General features: G+C 72.3%; 15 protein-coding genes. 5 read left to right on the forward strand and 10 right to left on the reverse strand.

What is annotated here, in order from left to right:
• Positions 1 to 94: 94 nt before the first annotated feature.
• On the reverse strand, positions 95 to 922 hold the full coding sequence (locus NMN56_RS12155; RefSeq protein WP_347178589.1) for a 4'-phosphopantetheinyl transferase family protein: 828 nt from the start codon (positions 920 to 922) through the stop codon (positions 95 to 97).
• 269 nt (positions 923 to 1,191) lie between these two features.
• On the opposite strand from NMN56_RS12155, the gene NMN56_RS12160 reads away from it, so the two are divergent.
• Together NMN56_RS12160 and NMN56_RS12165 are read left to right on the forward strand one after the other, a co-directional pair.
• On the forward strand, positions 1,192 to 2,898 hold the full coding sequence (locus tag NMN56_RS12160; RefSeq protein WP_274040046.1) for a right-handed parallel beta-helix repeat-containing protein: 1,707 nt from the start codon (positions 1,192 to 1,194) through the stop codon (positions 2,896 to 2,898).
• 116 nt (positions 2,899 to 3,014) lie between these two features.
• Positions 3,015 to 4,004 (forward strand): aminoglycoside phosphotransferase family protein, encoded by a 990-nt coding sequence (locus NMN56_RS12165; protein ID WP_274040047.1) that lies wholly within the window; start codon positions 3,015 to 3,017, stop codon positions 4,002 to 4,004.
• A gap of 181 nt (positions 4,005 to 4,185) precedes the next feature.
• Here the strand turns inward: NMN56_RS12165 and NMN56_RS12170 are convergent, their stop codons facing one another.
• The 7 genes from NMN56_RS12170 to NMN56_RS12200 form a co-directional block, all read right to left on the reverse strand.
• Positions 4,186 to 4,710 carry a DinB family protein gene (locus NMN56_RS12170; protein ID WP_274040048.1) on the reverse strand — a complete coding sequence of 175 codons (525 nt, stop codon included), beginning with the start codon at positions 4,708 to 4,710 and terminating at the stop codon, positions 4,186 to 4,188.
• Positions 4,707 to 6,731: a S9 family peptidase gene (locus NMN56_RS12175; RefSeq protein WP_274040049.1), complete on the reverse strand. Its 2,025-nt coding sequence runs from the start codon at positions 6,729 to 6,731 to the stop codon at positions 4,707 to 4,709. The genes NMN56_RS12170 and NMN56_RS12175 overlap by 4 nt, the downstream gene beginning before the upstream one ends.
• A 6-nt stretch (positions 6,732 to 6,737) precedes the next feature.
• Positions 6,738 to 8,117, reverse strand: coding sequence for a M20/M25/M40 family metallo-hydrolase (locus NMN56_RS12180; RefSeq protein WP_274040050.1), 1,380 nt, complete (start codon positions 8,115 to 8,117; stop codon positions 6,738 to 6,740).
• Positions 8,110 to 8,943 carry a M55 family metallopeptidase gene (locus NMN56_RS12185; RefSeq protein ID WP_274040051.1) on the reverse strand — a complete coding sequence of 278 codons (834 nt, stop codon included), beginning with the start codon at positions 8,941 to 8,943 and terminating at the stop codon, positions 8,110 to 8,112. Before NMN56_RS12185 ends, NMN56_RS12180 begins: the two co-directional genes overlap by 8 nt.
• Positions 8,944 to 9,210: 267 nt before the next feature.
• Positions 9,211 to 9,858 (reverse strand): nitrogen regulation protein NR(II), encoded by a 648-nt coding sequence (locus tag NMN56_RS12190; protein ID WP_274040052.1) that lies wholly within the window; start codon positions 9,856 to 9,858, stop codon positions 9,211 to 9,213.
• A 134-nt stretch (positions 9,859 to 9,992) separates the two neighbouring features.
• Positions 9,993 to 12,779, reverse strand: coding sequence for an MFS transporter (locus NMN56_RS12195; protein WP_274040053.1), 2,787 nt, complete (start codon positions 12,777 to 12,779; stop codon positions 9,993 to 9,995).
• A gap of 302 nt (positions 12,780 to 13,081) precedes the next feature.
• Complete coding sequence (locus tag NMN56_RS12200) at positions 13,082 to 13,528, reverse strand: SRPBCC family protein (RefSeq protein ID WP_274040054.1); 447 nt, start codon at positions 13,526 to 13,528, stop codon at positions 13,082 to 13,084.
• 187 nt (positions 13,529 to 13,715) lie between these two features.
• On the opposite strand from NMN56_RS12200, the gene NMN56_RS12205 reads away from it, so the two are divergent.
• Together NMN56_RS12205 and NMN56_RS12210 are read left to right on the forward strand one after the other, a co-directional pair.
• Positions 13,716 to 14,759: an Rv2578c family radical SAM protein gene (locus NMN56_RS12205; protein WP_274040055.1), complete on the forward strand. Its 1,044-nt coding sequence runs from the start codon at positions 13,716 to 13,718 to the stop codon at positions 14,757 to 14,759.
• A gap of 13 nt (positions 14,760 to 14,772) precedes the next feature.
• Entirely contained in the window at positions 14,773 to 15,177 is a 405-nt protein-coding gene (locus NMN56_RS12210) for a RidA family protein (protein WP_274040056.1), read from the forward strand.
• Positions 15,178 to 15,242: 65 nt separating this feature from the next.
• Here the strand turns inward: NMN56_RS12210 and NMN56_RS12215 are convergent, their stop codons facing one another.
• Positions 15,243 to 15,821, reverse strand: a complete 579-nt coding sequence (locus NMN56_RS12215) for a pyridoxamine 5'-phosphate oxidase family protein (protein ID WP_274040057.1) — start codon at positions 15,819 to 15,821, stop codon at positions 15,243 to 15,245.
• Between the two features lie 104 nt (positions 15,822 to 15,925).
• Here NMN56_RS12215 and NMN56_RS12220 point away from each other — a divergent pair, with 104 nt between their 5' ends.
• Positions 15,926 to 16,456, forward strand: coding sequence for a GNAT family N-acetyltransferase (locus NMN56_RS12220; RefSeq protein WP_274040058.1), 531 nt, complete (start codon positions 15,926 to 15,928; stop codon positions 16,454 to 16,456).
• 120 nt (positions 16,457 to 16,576) lie between these two features.
• Here NMN56_RS12220 and NMN56_RS12225 read toward each other — a convergent pair whose 3' ends face one another.
• Complete coding sequence (locus NMN56_RS12225) at positions 16,577 to 17,164, reverse strand: HEAT repeat domain-containing protein (protein WP_274040059.1); 588 nt, start codon at positions 17,162 to 17,164, stop codon at positions 16,577 to 16,579.
• Between the last annotated feature and the right edge of the window lie 62 nt (positions 17,165 to 17,226).

Consider the following 17,226-nt stretch of genomic DNA (forward strand, 5'->3'; position numbering starts at 1 on the left):
CGCCGACGGACCGTCTGCGCCGTTCCTGAAGTGCCGTCGCCGCGCCGGTCGTACGGGCCGACCCCGGCTCCGGTGCCGCGCCGGTCGTACGGACCTATCCCGGCCCCGCATCGGTCGCACGGGACAGCCGGACAGCGCTCGCCGCGGCATGGCCCGGGGGCACGGACAGGTCGGTCAGCAGCCAGCCGGGCGGTGAGGCGGGCACGGCGAGCGTGCTCACATACGTGATCGAGGGGTCCTCGCCCAGACCCGTGCCCGTGCCCTTCAGATACGCCTCTTTACGGGTCCAGCAGCGCGTGAAAGCCGCGGGCCGTCCGGCCTCGGGGAGCAGCGCCAACTCGTCGCGCTCACGGGGGTGGAGCGCGGTGGATGTCTCGGCGACGGTCGCGCGGTCGGGGTACTCCTCGACGTCCACGCCGATCGGAACGCCCGCGAACGCCAGCAGGACGAGATCGCCCGCGTGTGACAACGAGAAGTGCAGCGGATCGCCCTCGACGGACGGCCGCCCGTGCGGCCCCCCGCACACGGGGCACGTGGCGCGGGTGAGGGGCACATCGGCGGGGCTCGTGCCCAGGAGCGCGGCGAGTTCGCGGCGCAGCGCCAGATGCGCGACGAGATAGCGGTCGCGGTCGGCCGCGCGGAGGAACGTCGTGGCGCGTGCCCGCTCCTCCGCCGAGAGCGGCTGCAGCGCACCGGGCGCCGTCGTGGCGTGCGCGTGTTCGGAGACGCGGAGGACGTGGATGACGGGCTCGGCGTCGGCCGGGATCACCGCGACGGGCGGAGTGCCGGTGCCGGTGCCTGGCGGAGTGTCGGTGCCGGTGCCTGGCCGGGTGCCGGTGGCGGGTGTGGTGTCAGTCGCGGGTGTGGTGCCCGTTCCAGCTGAGGTGCCCATGGCGGACGGGTGGGAGGCGCCGCTTGTCATACGGCGAACGTACCCGACCGTACGCCCCTGCGCCGTCTCCTCGGCCCCTTCCCGCCGCCAACTCCCGGCATTCGGCGCCCTGATGCGGGAGCGATCGGGAGAAGAGGGAGCGGGGCGAGAGGGGGCGAGCCGGTACCGGCTGGCGGGACCGCGGCACGTCCGCCGCACGTTCGTCCAAGCCTCCGCGCGCGAAAGTCCCTTCCGCCCCGGCCCCCTCCCCCGCACGCTGGTGCCGCACCGGCCTCGGCCCCACACCGGAGGACACGCGGATGACCAGGCGGATGACCAGGCGGACCATCGGCGGACAGACCATCGGCCGGACCATCGGGCGGACGAAGCGCGGGGCAGCGACGACGGCGGTGCTGGCAGCGGCGCTGGTACTCACCCCGGCCGTCGCGGCGGCCTCTCCCGGCCACGGCCAGGAGCGCGGTCACGGTCACGGTCACGGTCACGGTCACGATCGCGACCGCACCCGTGGCACGACGTACTACGTCGACTGCGAGCGCGGCTCGGACAGCGCCCCGGGTACGGGCGCGAACCGCCCGTGGCGCACGGTGAAGAAGGCGTCCTCCGTGACGTACCGGCCAGGGGACAGCGTGCGGTTCAAGCGCGGAACGCGCTGCGAGGGCACCTTCGCGCCCAAGGGTTCGGGTACGGAACGGGCTCCGGTGCTGGCCGGTGCCTACGGGTCGGGCGCCAAGCCGGAGATCGCGGGCGGCGGAGCGCGCGCGGCCGTGCTGCTGCACAACGTCGAGGGCTGGGAGCTGCGCGGACTCGCCGTCTCCAACAAGGGCCCCGCGACCACGACGGACCGGCGCGCGGGAATCCTGGTGCGGCTCACCGACTTCGGAACCGGCCACCACTACGTCGTGGACGACGTGGACGTACGCGACGTCAACGGCGCCGACTTCAAGGACCCCGACCCCTCGGGCGGCGTCCTGTTCGTCGTCGGCGGCGAGGCCGAGCCGACGGCCTTCGACGGGATCACCGTCAAGAACAGCACCGTCTCGCACGTGGACCGTACGGGCATCGGCACCAACTCCTCCTGGGGAAAGCGTGCCGAGCACCCGAAGGGCCCTGGCCGCTCGTTCGAACCGTTCACCGATGTCGTCGTGCGCGGCAACGAGGTGCGGGACGTGGGCGGTGACGGCATCGTCACGCACAACAGCGTCGGCGCGCTGGTCGAACACAACCTCGTGGACGGCTTCAACCGGCGCTCGCAGGGCTACAACGCCGGGGTGTGGTCCTGGAACTCCGACGACGTGGTGACCCAGTTCAACGAGGTGACCGGAAGCCACGGCACCCGCGACTCGCAGGCGTTCGACATCGACGGCGGCAACAACCGCAACGTCTTCCAGTACAACTACAGCCACGACAACGAGGGCGGCTTCCTGCTGCTGTGCAACGGCGAGGGAATGACCTCGGACAGCAACACCATCCGCTACAACATGAGCGTCGACGACCAGAACCGCACCGCCCCGTACGGCGTGATCTCCGTCGTCTGCGGCCCTACGACCAACACGCTGGTGCACAACAACACCCTCAGCACCACGGTCGAGGGCACACCCATGGTCAACGGCAACGGCCCCGGCGGCGTGACGTTCCGCAACAACGTCTTCGCGGGCGCCCCCGGCGGCTCCCCCATCGCCAAAACCCCCAGCGCCTTCGACCACAACCTCTATACGCGCATCCCCCAGGCCCCGGCAGGCGACACGGCTGCCGTGCACGGCGATCCGCTCTTCGCCGGCGGCCCCGCACCGCGCTCACCCGGGGACCTCAGGCTGCGCGCCGGGTCACCCGCGCTGGGCGCCGGGACACCCGTGCCCGACGACGGCGGCCGTGACTACTTCGGCGACCCGGTCCCCGACCCGCCCGCCATCGGCGCCCACCAGGGCACCCCGCGACGGGGCACGCCCCACAAGGGCGCCCCTGACCAGGGCACACCCCGCAACGACAGCGCCCCGCACGGCGGCTGAGCGCCCGGAAAAACGGAGGGCGTGCGTGGACCCGCCCCCGTACGGTGAAGGTTTCCGAGGGCTCCCCGTCCGGCCCGGCGCCGGGGCCCGCCGTACGGATGTGAGGATCCCGCACCGTGACCGAGCGCACCCCGACCGAACCCACCGCGACCAAGCGCACCGCGACCGAGCTGTTCCCGCCGACGCTCCCCGTCATGAACGACATGGCACGCACCGACAGCGGACGCGAATGGCTCGCGGGGCTGCCCGCCCTGGTCGAGAAGGTGCGGGAGCGCTGGGAACTGCGCCTCGGCGTGCCCTTCCACGGCGGCAGCTGCTCCTGGGCCGCGCCCGCCGAACGCCCCGACGGCACCCGCGCCGTACTCAAACTGACCTGGCCCCACCCCGAGGCCCGTACCGAGGGCGCGGCGCTCCGGCTGTGGCAGGGGCGCGGCGCCGTACGGCTGTACGAGGACGACCCGGGGCTCTACGCGCTGCTGATCGAACGCTGCGAGCCGGGCACCGAACTGGGCCGGGCCACGGACGTCCCGGCCGAGGAACGGCTCCTCCTCGCGGCCGGTGCGCTGCGCCGGCTGTGGGAGGCGGACCTCGCCGAGGCGCACGCCGCCGGTATGGACACGGTCGCCGCCATCGCCTCGGAGTGGGCCGACCTCGCCGACGAACGCGCCGCCCGCCAGTGGCCCGCCGAACTGGACACGGGGCTCTTCCGGCTGGGCTCCTCGCTGCTGCGTGAACTCCCGCGCACCGCACGGCGCGAGGTCGTCGTGCACGGCGACTTCAACCCGGGCAACCTTCTCGCCGCGCACCGGGAGCCATGGCTGACCATCGACCCGAAGCCGATGACAGGCGACCCCGCTTTCGACCCCTGGCCGCTGATCGAGCAGGTCGACGACCCGTTCGCGCACCCCGACCCGCACCACGTGCTACGGAACCGCACGGCACTGGTCGCCGACGCGCTCGGCGAGGACCCGGGCCGCGTGCGGGCCTGGTCGGTGGCGCGGCACGTCGAGTACACGCTGTGGAGCGTGGTCGAGGACGAGGACCTCACGCGCAGCATCGACCTGATGCGCCAGGCCCGCGTCCTCGCGGACATCGCCGACCTGTAAGCCCCGCACGAGACCCGCGCCGGATGGCCTGGGCCACCACCGGGGCCAGGCGGCCCACCGGGACCTGGGCCAGACGGCCCGGACCGGGACGTGGGCGGACGGCCCGGACCGGAGCCCTGGACCTCCGTACCGCCCCCGCCCGCACGGCACCCGCGGGCACGGGCCGCCGCCCGGCGCCCGCTCACTCTCCCGTGCGACCGGCCGCCAGCTCCACCACGACATCCAGGTGCCCCACATGCCGCGCGTACTCCTGGAGCAGATGGAACAGGATCCAGGCGAGGGTGGGTGCCTCCTTCTCCGTCGTGAACCGCCCTCCCACTCGCGCCCGTTGGGCCGGCTCCGCCGATGACGAGATCTCGCGGGAGCGCGCGCACTGCTCCTCGAACTCGGCGAGCACCCGCTCGCTGCTGAGCCCCTCGGGCACATGCCAGCGGTCGTCCGGGCCCCTGTCGCCCCAGGGGTCGGGCACCGCCTCGGCCATGAACCCCCAGCGCAGCCAGCGCCGTTCGACATACGTGAGGTGTCGGATCAGCTCCAGCGGCGTCCAGCCCGAGGGCAGCGCGCTGGAGCGGAGCTGCTGCTCGGACAGCTCACCGGCCTTGCGTACCAGCGTGCGGCGGTAGTGGTCGAGGTAGCCCTCCAGCAGCATGTGCGGGTCGGCGAGCGTGGGCGCGGGCTCCCCTTCGGGCAGCGGCGGCACGGTCACTTGCTCAGCTCCACACTGGGGATGTCGTCCCTCACGAGGCCGAAAGTCTGGGTGTACAGGGAGAGTTCGGACTCCACAGCGCGCACGATGCTGTCCGCGCGCCGGAACCCGTGTCCCTCACCCTCGAAGGCGAGGTAGGCGTGCGGAACGCCCCGGCCCTGGACCTCTTCCAGGAAGCGTTCGCACTGGACGGGCGGGCAGATCACGTCGTCCAGCCCCTGCAGCAGCAGGAACGGTACGGTCACCCGGTGCGCTCCGTGCAGCGGTGAGCGCTCGCGGTACCGCGCCCGCGTCTCGGCCAGCGGGCCGACCAGCGACTCCAGATAGTGCGACTCGAAGTCGTGCGTCTCGCCCAGCGCCCAGCCCTCCAGGTCGAGGATGGGGTAGGAGATGGTGCCGCACGCGTACACCCCCTCCGCCGCCGGCGAGGTCAGCGAGGCAGCGCTCGTCCAGCCGCCCGCGCTGCCGCCTCGGATGGCGAGCCTGGCGGGGTCGGCCGTGCCCTCCTCGGCGAGCGTGCGGGCCACGGCTGCGCAGTCCTCCACATCCACGACGCCCCACTGCTCGCGCAGCCGGTTGCGGTACTCCCTGCCGTACCCCGTCGAGCCGCCGTAGTTGACCTCGGCGACACCGATGCCACGCGAGGTGAAGTAGGCGATCTCCAGGTCGAGCACGAGCGGCGCCCTGCTGGTGGGCCCGCCGTGCACCCACACGGCATACGGGGGCAGTTCGCCGTCGGGCGCCGTGTACTCCGGGTGGTGCGGCGGATAGATGTGCGCGTGGATCTCCCGCCCGTCGGGCCCCGTGAACGTGCGAATCTGCGGCTCGGGGTAGTAGGCCGGGTCGACATGGTCCTCGTGCCGTGAGGCCAGCACCAGGGTGTGCCCGGTCCTGGTGTCCAGCTCCACGATCTCGGACGAGGAACGGGGGCTGGCTGCGACCCCGGTCACGCGGCTGTCGATGACCGCGAGCGAGGCGGCCCACTCGGTCCACGGTCCCGCCGTGTCCACCAGCTCGCCGGTCTCCGGGTCCAGAACGCCCAGCGTCTGGGCCCCGCGCCCGTGCAGGGTCGCCACGAGACCGTTCGGCAGCGGCGCGAACCAGCGCTGACCGATCTTCCAGATCCCGGCGGCGAATTCCTCCTCACGCGGGCACAGCGGTACGGCCCGCACATCCTCGCCGCGCTCGGCAGCGGCGACATCGATCCGCTGAAGGTTCCACCAGCCACTGGCGTCCGAGGCGATCAACAGGGAGCCGTCATAGGCCCACTCGGCCTGCACCACCGACTCGGCGGCCCCGCCAGCGACCTCGCGCAGACCGGTGAGCGTGCCCTCCTCCGTGACGCGCGCCGTCCTGACGCGGGTGCCGTCCCACGGCATCGCCGGGTGGTCCCACGCGATCCAGGCGAGGCGCTGCCCGTCGGGCGAGAGGCGCGGCCCGGTCAGAAAGCGGTCGGTGTCCCCGGTCAGCTCGCGCACCCGCGCACGGTCACGCGCCGCCGAGCCGTCCAGCGGCACGGCTGCCAGTAGGCGGCGCAACTCCGTGGGGCCCTCCCCCGTGAACTCCTCCAGCACGCACCACACTTCGTCCAGCTCCGGCACGATCACGGGGTCGCACCAGCGCAGCCCCCCGTCGGTGACGGTGGACAGCGGGGTCAGGGCTCTGGGCGCCGCGCCGTCCGGCGCGTCGGGCTCGACGGCGTAGAGGCGCTGGTCGGCGAAGTCGGTGAAGACGATCAGCGGTCCGTCCTCGCCACGCGGCGTGCCGGCCCAGGGAAGACCGCCGTACTCGATGACGCGGTTGCGTACGTTCCACGGCGGGGGCAGCACCGAGGCCGCCGGGCCGCGTCCGTCGGCGGCGAGCCGCATCAGCGCGCGGCGTCCGCCCTCCTCGGGGCGCGGCTCGGTCCACCACAGCTCGCCGCCGACCGCGCCCAGGAACTCGGGCCGCCCGTCGTGCGCGGCCACGAGCCGGGCGTCGATGGGTGAGGGCCAGGTGCCGTAGGGAGCCTGCTTGGTCATCTGGCGTCAGCCTCCTGACGGGACGGGGCGGGTGGGAGAGCCCGGCGCTGCCGGGTCGGAGCGCAGGGTGCGGTCCAGGACGCGGACGCCGAAGTGCAGGGCGTCAACGGGCACCCGCTCGTCCACGCCGTGGAACAGCGCCTGGTAGTCGAAGCCTTCGGGGAGCTTCAGCGGCGAGAAGCCGTATCCCTTGATGCCGAGCCGCGAGAACTGCTTGGCGTCCGTGCCCCCCGACATGCAGTACGGCACGACGTGGGCGCCGGGGTCGAAGTGGCCCAGCGCCTCGCTCATCGCGGCGAACAGCGGGGAGTCGACGGGAGCCTGGACGGGGACCTCACGGTGCTGGAAGTCCCACTCCACGTCGGGGCCCGTCAGCCTGTCCATGGTCGCGTGGAACTCCTCCTCGGCGCCGGACAGCATCCGCCCGTCGACCCCGGCCGTGGCGGTGCCGGGGATCACATTGATCTTGTAACCCGCGTCCAGCATCGTCGGGTTGGCGCTGTTGCGCACCGTCGGCTCGATGAGCGCGGCTGCGGGGCCGAGCCTGGCCAGGAGGGCGTCCACCTCTTCGTCCCGCGCGTCGGGCGCGAGCGGCGGGAGTCCGTGCACCTCGGCGAGGCGGACGAGCGCGGCCCTCACGGTGGGGGTGAGCCTGACGGGCCACCGGTGTTCGCTGATGCGCTGGACGGCCGCCGCGAGCCGGCCGACGGCATTGGCGTGGTTGACCTTCGAGCCGTGGCCCGCCTTTCCGTGCGCGGTCAGCTTGAGCCAGGCCGTGCCCCGCTCCCCCGCGGCCACGGGGTAGAGCCGCAGCCCGTCGCCCGCGTGGAAGGTGAAGGCGCCGGACTCGCTGATCCCCTCGGTGCATCCCTCGAACAACTCGGCGTGCCGCTCGACGAGATGGTCCGAGCCGAACTCCGCGCTGTCTTCCTCGTCTGCCGTGAAGGCGAGCACGATGTCGCGCGGCGGGCGCACCCCGGCCCTGGCCCAGGCGCGCACGAGGGTGAGGACCATCGCGTCGGCGTTCTTCATGTCGATGGCGCCCCGGCCCCAGACGACGCCGTCCCTGATCTCGCCGGAGAAGGGGTGCACGGTCCAGTCGGCGGGTTCGGCGGGCACCACGTCCAGATGTCCGTGCACGAGCAGCGCCCCTGCGCTGGGGTCCATGCCCTCGATCCGGGCGACGACATTGGTGCGGCCCGGCGCCTTCTCCAGCAGGTGGGGCTCGATCCCCGCCTCGGCGAGGCCGGCCGCGACGTACTCGGCCGCAGGTCGCTCGTATCCGTCTCCGCCGCCCCTGTTGGTGGTGTCGATGCGGATGAGCTCCGAGGTGGTCGTCACCACCTCGTCGAACACCTTCTCGTCCAGATGTGCCTGGTCAGCCATACTGCTCCTCCACTGCCGAGGAGACGACGGTGGTCACGGCCTTGAAACAGCGGTAGGCCGCATAGGCGGAGGGCTGGGTGAAGCCCACCCTGCGCTCGCCTGTGCGCTCGACGCCGGGGATCACTGTGGCCGCGCCAACGAGGTGCTCGGCATCGAACTCGATCTCGATGGTGTGCGGTTCGGGCGCCTGCGGGGTGTGCCGCACCGCCAGTGGTGTGGCTTCCCGCGCCGCTGCCCTGATCTCCCTGGCCGTGCGCGCGGGCGGACGGCAGACCGCAGCGTACCGCGAGACGTAGTCCTTGACGGCGACGCCCTTGGCGTCCGGGGCGTATCCCCGGGAGTCCTCGACCGCGCGGTCGTCTCCCGTGACCAGCACAACGGGCACGCCGTACTCGGCGACCACCAGCGTGTTCAGGTACCCCTCGCTGGCCCGCACGCCGTCGGCCCACACGCCCGTGAGCTGGTTGGCGAGAAAGGTGTGCGCGAGGACGCCCTCGGTACCGGCGCCCGCGTGATAGCCGACGTAGGCGATCCCGTCGACGTCACCGTGCTGGGCGCCCTCGACCATGGAGAGCTCCTTGTGTTTGCCGGTGAGCATCTCGCAGCGCTCGTCGAGCTTCTCCAGCAGGAGATTCCGCATGCTCCAGTGCGCTTCGTTGATGAGCACCTCATCGGCGCCTCCTTCGAAGAAGCCCCTGACGGCGGCGTCCACGTCCGAGGTGAACATCGCGCGGCAGCGCTCCCACTGGGGCGTGCCGGGGAGCACGTCGGCGGGCCAGGTGACTCCCGTGGCGCCCTCCATGTCGGCGCTGATGAGGATCTTCATGTCCGGAACGTTACGCGGTCGCCAAACGCCACGACACCCCTGTGGATAACTCCACTGGTCCACACCTCTGCTTTCCACTCCAGCGGGTGAGGGAGTTCTCCACAGACCCCGCTGACCTGCCCTTTCCTCCGGTCTGTGTCCGTGGCACGTCGCCGGCCGCACGGCCCTGGCCACCGGCGGCCCAGCCGGGTGTCCCTTGCCCCGGCCGGAGTTGTGCCGACGGCACGGTACGGCGGGAGTTGTACCGACGGTGCTGTGCCTCTCCCGTCAACGGCACAGCGGCAGTTCGCCGCCCGGCACCGGCGAGGGGGAGACGGGGAGCGAGGCCATCCGGGTCACTTCCAGCACGGGACAGCCCAGCTCCAGCACCCGCGGCGCGACACGCTCACCCGCCTCCCCGCTCCGGCCGCCCAGCATCAGGGGCAGCCGCGCGGCGAGTTCGGCCGCCTCGGGGAACCAGCGGTGCGGGCCGAAACCGGGCGCGACCCGGGTGCCGCGCAAGCTGCGGCGGCGCTGGAGGCGTGCCGCGTCCGTGGCGAGGACCAGCAGCCGGAAGGGCGCGGGAGCCGCGAGCGGGTAGGCCCACCAGAGGACGTCGCCACGCACGGCGCCGGGGCCCGGCACACGTGCCCGCCCCGCCATGACGTGTCCCGCGCCCGCGAGGTCGCCGGCGCCGTCGAGCCAGTGGTGGTCGCCGCTCCTGGCCGCCGCGTTCAACGCGCCGGCAACGGGGAGGAGTTCGGCCGCCGATGCGCCGACAGCTTCCCTGGCGCGGTATCCGAAGAGGGCGCGGGCTCCCGGGCTCCAGTGTCCGATGACGCCGTGCCCGTCGACGGCGACAGCGGCGGAGGGTACACATCCCCGTACGGCGACGAGGATGCCTTCCCCGCGGTCGGCGTCCGGCGCGCTGTCCATGGAACCAGTCCTCCCTCCCGGCGATGGCCGGTCCCCGGCCGCCGTGAGCGGCCAGGGTCCACGGTAGGGCTGTGCGCCCGCCGGAAGGGTGCCCTCGCACGAACGGGTGGTGCGCCGGTGGAACACCGGAGCACTCAGTCCTCGTGCCCCAGTTGCACGTCGCGCTCCGTACGCCCTCCCCCAGCGATCTGGAGCACGGTGGCGACCGGCGGATATCCGGCGGCCACGACGGTGTACTCACCCGAGGCCAGGTCGACGAAGCGGAAGACGCCGTCGGCCGCCGTGGTCGCGGTGTCCACGACGTTCCCCGCGGCGTCCAGCAGGGTCACCCGCGCATCCTCGACGGGCCTTCCGCCCGTGGCCCGTACGGTGCCGCGCAGCACGGCTCCGCCCGCGAGTTCGATGTCCTGCCGTGTCTCCCGGGACGCCTGCACGGACACCGGCAGCGCCGCGGGCCGGTAGACGGGCGCACTGGCGGCGAGGGTGTACTCGCCCGCGACCAGCTCGGTGATCACATAGCCGCCCTCGCGCCCGCTGCGGGTGGTGGCCACGACCTCGCCCCGTACGTCGGTGAGCGTCACCACGGCGTCCTTGACTGGGTTGCCGTCGGCGGTGAGGACGCTGCCCGCGAGCCGACCTGCGCCGCCCAGCACGACGTCCAGGTCGACGGGGCGTTCGCCGACGACGACACTGACCGCGCGGGGCTGGTGCCCGCCGGCCGCCGCGATGAGGACGTACGAGCCCTCGCCAGGGGTGCTCAGTGCGTAGCGGCCGTCGTCGCCCGTGGCACCGCGTCCGATCTGCCGCCCTCCCGTGTCGACGAGGGTGAGCGCGGCGCGCGGGACGATGCTGCCGTCGTGGTGCCGGACGGTTCCGCAGACGGGGATGCCCGCCATGGTGGGCACGGGGCGCTCCGCTGCGGCCCCCTCCCCCGTGGGCGCATCGGGTTCGGCCGTACGGGCCTGGGGCACGGAGGTGTGGTGTGACACCAGAGGTTTCTCCTTGAGGAAGAAGGCCAGCAGGAGCCCGAGGACGAGCACCGGTACGAGGTAGAGGTAGATCCGCGGCATCGCGTCCACGTAGGCGCTGATGTAGCCGGCACGCAGCGACTCGGGCAGCGCGCGCACGAGTTGGGGGGTGAGGGAGCCGGGGTCGGAGAGCGCGTTTCCTGGCAGCTCACGGGCGAACGCGTCGGCGAGCCGGTGTGCGAGGAGCGTGCCGAAGAGCGCGGCGCCGACGCTGCCGCCGAGCTGCCGGAAGTAGATGTTGGCGCTGGTGGCGGCTCCGAGGTCGGCGGGGCGCACGGAGTTCTGCACGGCGAGGACCAGTACGGGCAGCACGAAGCCGATTCCGAGGCCGAGGATCGCCGACCAGATGCCGAAGACCTCACGCGGGGTGCCGGCCTCCAGCTTGGAGAGCAGCCACATGCCCTCAGCCGCCAGGGCGCAGCCCAGGACGGGGAAGACCTTGTAGTGCCCCGTACGGGAGATGAGCTGCCCGGCGAGGGTGGAGGCGACGGCGACACCGCACATGAGGGGCAGCATCAGCAGCCCTGAGGTGGTGGCGCTGACGCCCTCGACCATCTGAAGGAAGCCTGGCAAGTAGCTGGCCGCGCCGAACAGCGCGACCCCGATGGCGAGCCCGACCAGCCCGGAGACGGTGAAGACGGAGTCGCGGAACAGCCGCAGGGGCAGCACGGGTTCGGGGGCGAGGCGTTCGGCGACGAGGAAGAGCGTGCAGCTGACGACGGCGCCGGCGCCGAGGCTGAGGATGACGCGGTCGTCCCACGCGTAGGTCGTACCGCCCCATGTGGTCAGCAGAACGAGACAGGTGGAGAAGACCGCGATCAGCAGGGCGCCGAACACGTCGAGCCGGGGCCGCACGCGCGGCCTGGGCAGCTTGAGCACGAACGCCGTGACGAGCAGCGCCAGCAGCCCCGGAGGAACGTTGAACCAGAAGCACCAGCGCCACGAGTACGTGTCCGTGAACCAGCCTCCCAGCAGCGGTCCCGCTACGGACGCGAGGCCGAACGCGGCGCCGATCAGGCCCATGCGGCGCCCGCGTTCGCGGGCGGGCACCAGGTCGGCGACGATCGCCTGCACCCCGATCAGGAGTCCGCCGGCGCCCGCGCCCTGGACGGCACGGCAGGCGATGAGCTGCTCCATGGAGCCCGCCCATCCGGCGAGCGCGGAGCCTGCCGTGAACACGCCGAGGGCGACGAGGAAGAGGCCCTTGCGGCCGAAGAGGTCACCGAGCTTGCCGTAGACGGGCAGCCCGACGGTGGCGGCGAGCAGGTAGGCCGTGAGCACCCACGACATCTGCCGCAGCCCGTGGAGATCGCCGACGATCTTCGGAAGTGCCGTGGCCACAATGGTCTGTTCGAGCGCGGCCAGCAGCAGCGCGAGCACCAGTGCGCCGAGGACCAGCCGCAGACGGCGCGGACTCAGCGGAGGCGGCTGTTCTGCCCGCTCGGCCTGCTCGGCGTCAGCGAACGTACGCGTCCCGTCCACGGGATCTCCGGGCGCCCGGTCATCGCCCAGCAGGTAGCCGTCGTCCGCCCGGCCGTCGTAAGCGCGCTCGCTGCCCGGCACGTCGTCGCCGGTACGGTCGGTGCCGGCCCGTTCACCGCGCGCCGGGTCGCCGCCCGGCGCATCGGGGAACCCGGCCGCCGCGTGCGGGGCCGCGACACGCGTGTGGCCGCTGACGGGCAGCGACTGCACGGACTCGCCCAGCGCAGGCGGGAGTTGAGTGGGTGTCAGGTCGAGGTGGCCCGGTTCGGGCGGCTCGCTGCGGCCCGGGATCTCCAGCGTGACCTCGACCGAGGCGGGCGCCAGGAGTTCCTGCCCCTGCCCCTCCCCCTCCCGTGGCGCAGGGTGTTCTTCGCTCCTGCTGACGAGGATCGCCCCGCCGATACCGCCCATCGCACTCCCCTTGCCACCTGTCTACGGGGGAGTAGTTCTCGCATTGCACGACAAGCGCGTTCAAGTTACGCGAGGCACGGCAACGGGCCTCACAGGCACCCAACTCGGGCTTCCTGAGCGCCTGTCGGGCGGCCGAACAGGGGCTTTCACCGCGAGGCGCGTACCACCGGCGCACGACAACGCGGCGGGAAAACCACTCGATACGGTGAGCGGCGGCACACCGGGTCGACGAGCCGCGGCACACCGGACCGGCAGGCGGCGGCACGCCGGGTGCGCCGCCGCCGGCACGGTCGGTCGTGGCGCTACTTCTCCGTCCGGGCGGCCAGCGCCGTGAGGATCTCGTCGTAGATGCGCGCGAGCCCCTTGGGCGCGAAGGTGCGCTCGAAGAAGCCTCCGACGCCGCCCGCGCCGTTCCACACGCTCGTCACCGTGACCCGGGCCGTCTTCTCGCCACCGCCGGGGGTGACCCGCCAGGTGGTGACCATCGAGGAATTCCGGTCCTTTTCGACCAGCTCCCCGTCGGACGGCTCGGTCACGTCGAGCAGGCAGTCGCGGACGCGCTTGCTGGTGGCCTGGAGCTTCCAGTGCACGACGGTGCCCTCGCCGTCGCCGCCCTCACGAACCTCGTACTCGCTGAAGTGCTCGGGGAGCAGCTTCGGCCGGGTCTCGTTGTAGTCCGCGAGCGCGTCGAACACGTCGTCGGGCTCGGCTGCGATCTCCCGCTGGGTGGTCGCCTCGACCTGCGCCATTACTCCTCCTGTGCTGGGGCCCGGCTGGCTCACCCGCCAGTCGATTCGGACGTGGCGCCCAGCCAACCACCATCGCGGCGGCCACCAAAATCCGGCTTGACACCACCCAGGGGAACAGGTGTTCTATTCTGAGCGAGAGAGCGACAGTGCCGCCAGAGGGAAGCGACACCACCACCGAGGAGGCCGCATGCGCTGGGAAGAACTGAGCGACGAGGGACCGAGGGCGGCTCCCGCGCTCTTCGGCACCTCCGCCGTGACGAGGACGTTCGACACCCCCGAGTTCAGGGGCATCACCTTCCACGAGGTCAGGGCCCGCTCCCTGGTGAACAAGGTGCCCGGGGCCTCGCGCATGCCGTTCGAATACACCGTGAACCCGTACCGCGGCTGCACCCACGCCTGCGTCTACTGCTTCGCGCGCCGCACCCACAGCTACCTCGACCTGGACACCGGCGAGGACTTCGACTCCCAGATCGTGGTGAAGATCAACGCGCCCGAGCTGATCCGCAAGGAGCTGAGCGGCCCGCGCTGGCGCGGCCAGCACATCGCCATGGGTACCAACGTCGACTGCTATCAGCGCGCGGAGGGCCGGTACCGGCTCATGCCGGGGATCCTCACGGCGCTGCGCGACTACGCCAACCCCTTCTCCATCCTCACCAAGGGAACGCTGATCCTGCGCGACCTGGACCTGCTGCGCTCGGCCGCCGCCGTGACCGACGTCGGGGTCTCCGTCTCGGTCGGCTTCACCGACGAGGAGCTGTGGCGCACCGTCGAGCCGGGCACACCGGCGCCTGAGCGCCGCCTGGACGTCGTACGGGTACTGGCCGAGCACGGCATCCCGTGCGGGGTGCTGATGGCGCCCGTGATCCCGTTCCTCGGCGACTCACCGGCACAGCTGCGCACCACCGTGCGGGCCATCGCCGCCGCCGGGGCCACCTCGGTCACCCCGCTCGCGCTGCACCTGCGTCCCGGCGCGCGCGAGTGGTTCATGAGCTGGCTCGGCACCCACCATCCGCACCTGGTACGGCACTACGAGGCGCTGTACTCCAACGGCCCGTACGCGCCCACCTGGTACCAGCGGCGCATCACCCGGCAGGTGCACGAACTGGCGGCCGAGTACGGGCTCGGCCCCTCCTCCTCCGGTGCGGCCCGCCGTATCGAACCGCCGGCGCCCGTACTCACGGAGGACGAGGAGAGCGACAGCCCGCGGGGCACACAGCTCACGCTGCTCTGAGACCATGCGCGGCATGTCATCGCTCACCCACATCCCCACCCCCGACGGTCTCGCTCCCGGCAACGGCTACAGCCATGTCGTCCAGGGCGAGGGCAAGTTCGCGGCCATATCCGGACAGATCGCGCTCGACGCTGACGGCGAGGTCGTCGGCGTCGGTGACCCGGACGCACAGGCGCGGCAGGTGTTCGCGAACCTCGCGCGCTGCCTGGAGGCGGCGGGCGCCACCTTCGCCGACGTGGTGAAGCTCACCTTCTTCGTCACCGACCTCGCGGTCATGCCCGCGCTGCGCACCGCGCGGGACGCGCACATCGACACCGGGCACCCGCCGGCCGGCACCGCCGTACAGGTCGTCTCGCTGGTCAGGCCCGAACTCCTCATGGAGGTCGAGGCGTTCGCACTCCTGCCCAGCACGGACTGACGCCCCGCTGCGGGACCGTTCAGGCCGCGCCACAGGATGCGGGGCCCCGCCTTCGGGCCGAGCCTTCAGGCCGCGCCCTCAGCGGGCCCGGCCGGTTCGCCCTCGCCCGAAGGCGCCACGCCGTCCTCGCGCGGGGGCGCGTCCTCGTTCCCGCGGCGCAGGGTGCGCAGGGCGTGGCCCGGCTTCCAGGTGCGGAAGACGATGTCCGGCATCTCGATGGAGACCAGTACGACCTCCGTCACCTCGACGCGGAAGAGGTGGAAGACCTCGGGAACGGCTCCTTCCTCCGCACCCGCTGCCCAGCGCGCGATCTCCGCGGGGTCCTTCACCTCGCTCGCGCGCCCCGACACCCGCGCGTCACCCTCCTCCATCTCCGCGCCGGAACCGGGGTTGGCGTGCATCGAGAAACGGGGATCGCGCCGCAGGTCGAGCGCCTTGCGCGAGCCCGGCATCATCCCGAGCCACATCTCCCCGCCGCGGAAGTCCACTTCGAGCCCCGTGAGCCTCGGCGCCCCGTCGGCGCGCAGGGTCGCCAGCACGTGGTGCTTGTGCAGCCCGAAGCGCCGCTCCACCCGCGCCGCGAACTCGGGCTCCGCCGCACGGAATCCGTCCCAGCTCGTCGTTCTCTTCGAATCCGTCGTCATAGGCACAGCCTCGCGCCCCAACCGGACATCCTGTGTCAGGTATCGCACCGGGCCGGAGGAGAAATGCGGTGCGGGCACGGTCACGGGGTGTCACTCTCTTGTCCATGCGAGTACGGGAGATGACCGAGGACGACATCGACGCGGTTTCGGAGGTCCGTGTGCGCGGCTGGCAGTACGCGGGCCTGGTGCCGCAGCACCATCTCGACGCGATGACACCCGAGAAGGACGCGGCCGAGCGCCGGGGCTTCTTCTCCACGAGCCGCGCCTTCCTCGACAACCTCGTCGCCGAGGAGGAGGACGGCAGCATCACGGGCTGGGCCGCCGTCGGCCCGCAGCGCGAGGAGGAGGGCCCGCCGAAAGGCCCGGGACTGCCGGGCGAGGACGGGGAGTTGTACGCGCTCTACGTGCGCCCCGACCGGATCGGCACCGGCACAGGCCGCGCTCTCATGGAGGCGGCACTCGTCGTCGCCGAACGGCGCGGACACCCCCGGCTGACGCTGTGGGTGCTCGGGGACAACCACAGGGCTCGCCGCTTCTACGAGAAGGCCGGCTTCGCGCCGGACGGGGTCACCCACACCTTCGTGATCGCGGGCGCCTCCCTGCCGGATGTGCGCTATGCGCGCGCACTCGGCTGAACCGCGCACAGGGAGCACCGTACTGAGCCGGTTTCCGCACTGACCCGGTCCCGCACCGACCGGCATCCGGCCTCACCGGCGACCGACCCCACCGGGCATCCGGCCTCACCGGGCATCGGCCTAACCAGGTATCCGTGCCCGCGCCGCCTTCGCCGCCGGGGAGAGCCTGTGGTGCTCGGCCGCCGCGTCCAGTACGGCGATCGCTCTCTTGTCGCCCAGCGCGCCGAGCCCCTGTACGCACGCCTCGGCGATCGGCCAGTAGTGCAGCGGTCCGATCAGGAGCCGCTGGAGTACGTTGATCAGCGTCGGCACGGACTCGGGCGCGCGCAGCGCCGTGAGCAGGCGTACGGGGTGGAGCGCGTAGGCGGTGCGCAGTTCGTTGGTGGCCAGCGCGGCTGCCGCCCTCGCCGTACGGGGGTCGCGCAGCAGCTCTAACGCGCGGGCCGCGCTGGCGCAGCACACGGGGTCGCGGTAGTTCAGCAGGAACACCAGCGTCTCGAAGGCCCGCCTGTCGCCCGCGCTGCCGAGTGCGAAGGCCGCGATCTCGCGTGCCCACAACGGCCGTTCGGTCTCCACGAGAACGGAGGCGAGCTGGTCGCGTGCGTCAGGACCGCGCTGCCTCGCCAGCGTGACGAGGCGTGCGTACTCGACAGGATCGGCCTCGGGCCGCACACGGTCGATCAGCGCATGAAACGACACGTCGCCCACTCCGGATCCCCCTTACGTGCTGTGTGCCACAGCTCTGGAAGTGCTCCTACCCCTGGCCTTCT

It is taken from the genome of Streptomyces iconiensis, assembly GCF_028657195.3.
GTDB lineage: Bacteria > Actinomycetota > Actinomycetes > Streptomycetales > Streptomycetaceae > Streptomyces > Streptomyces iconiensis.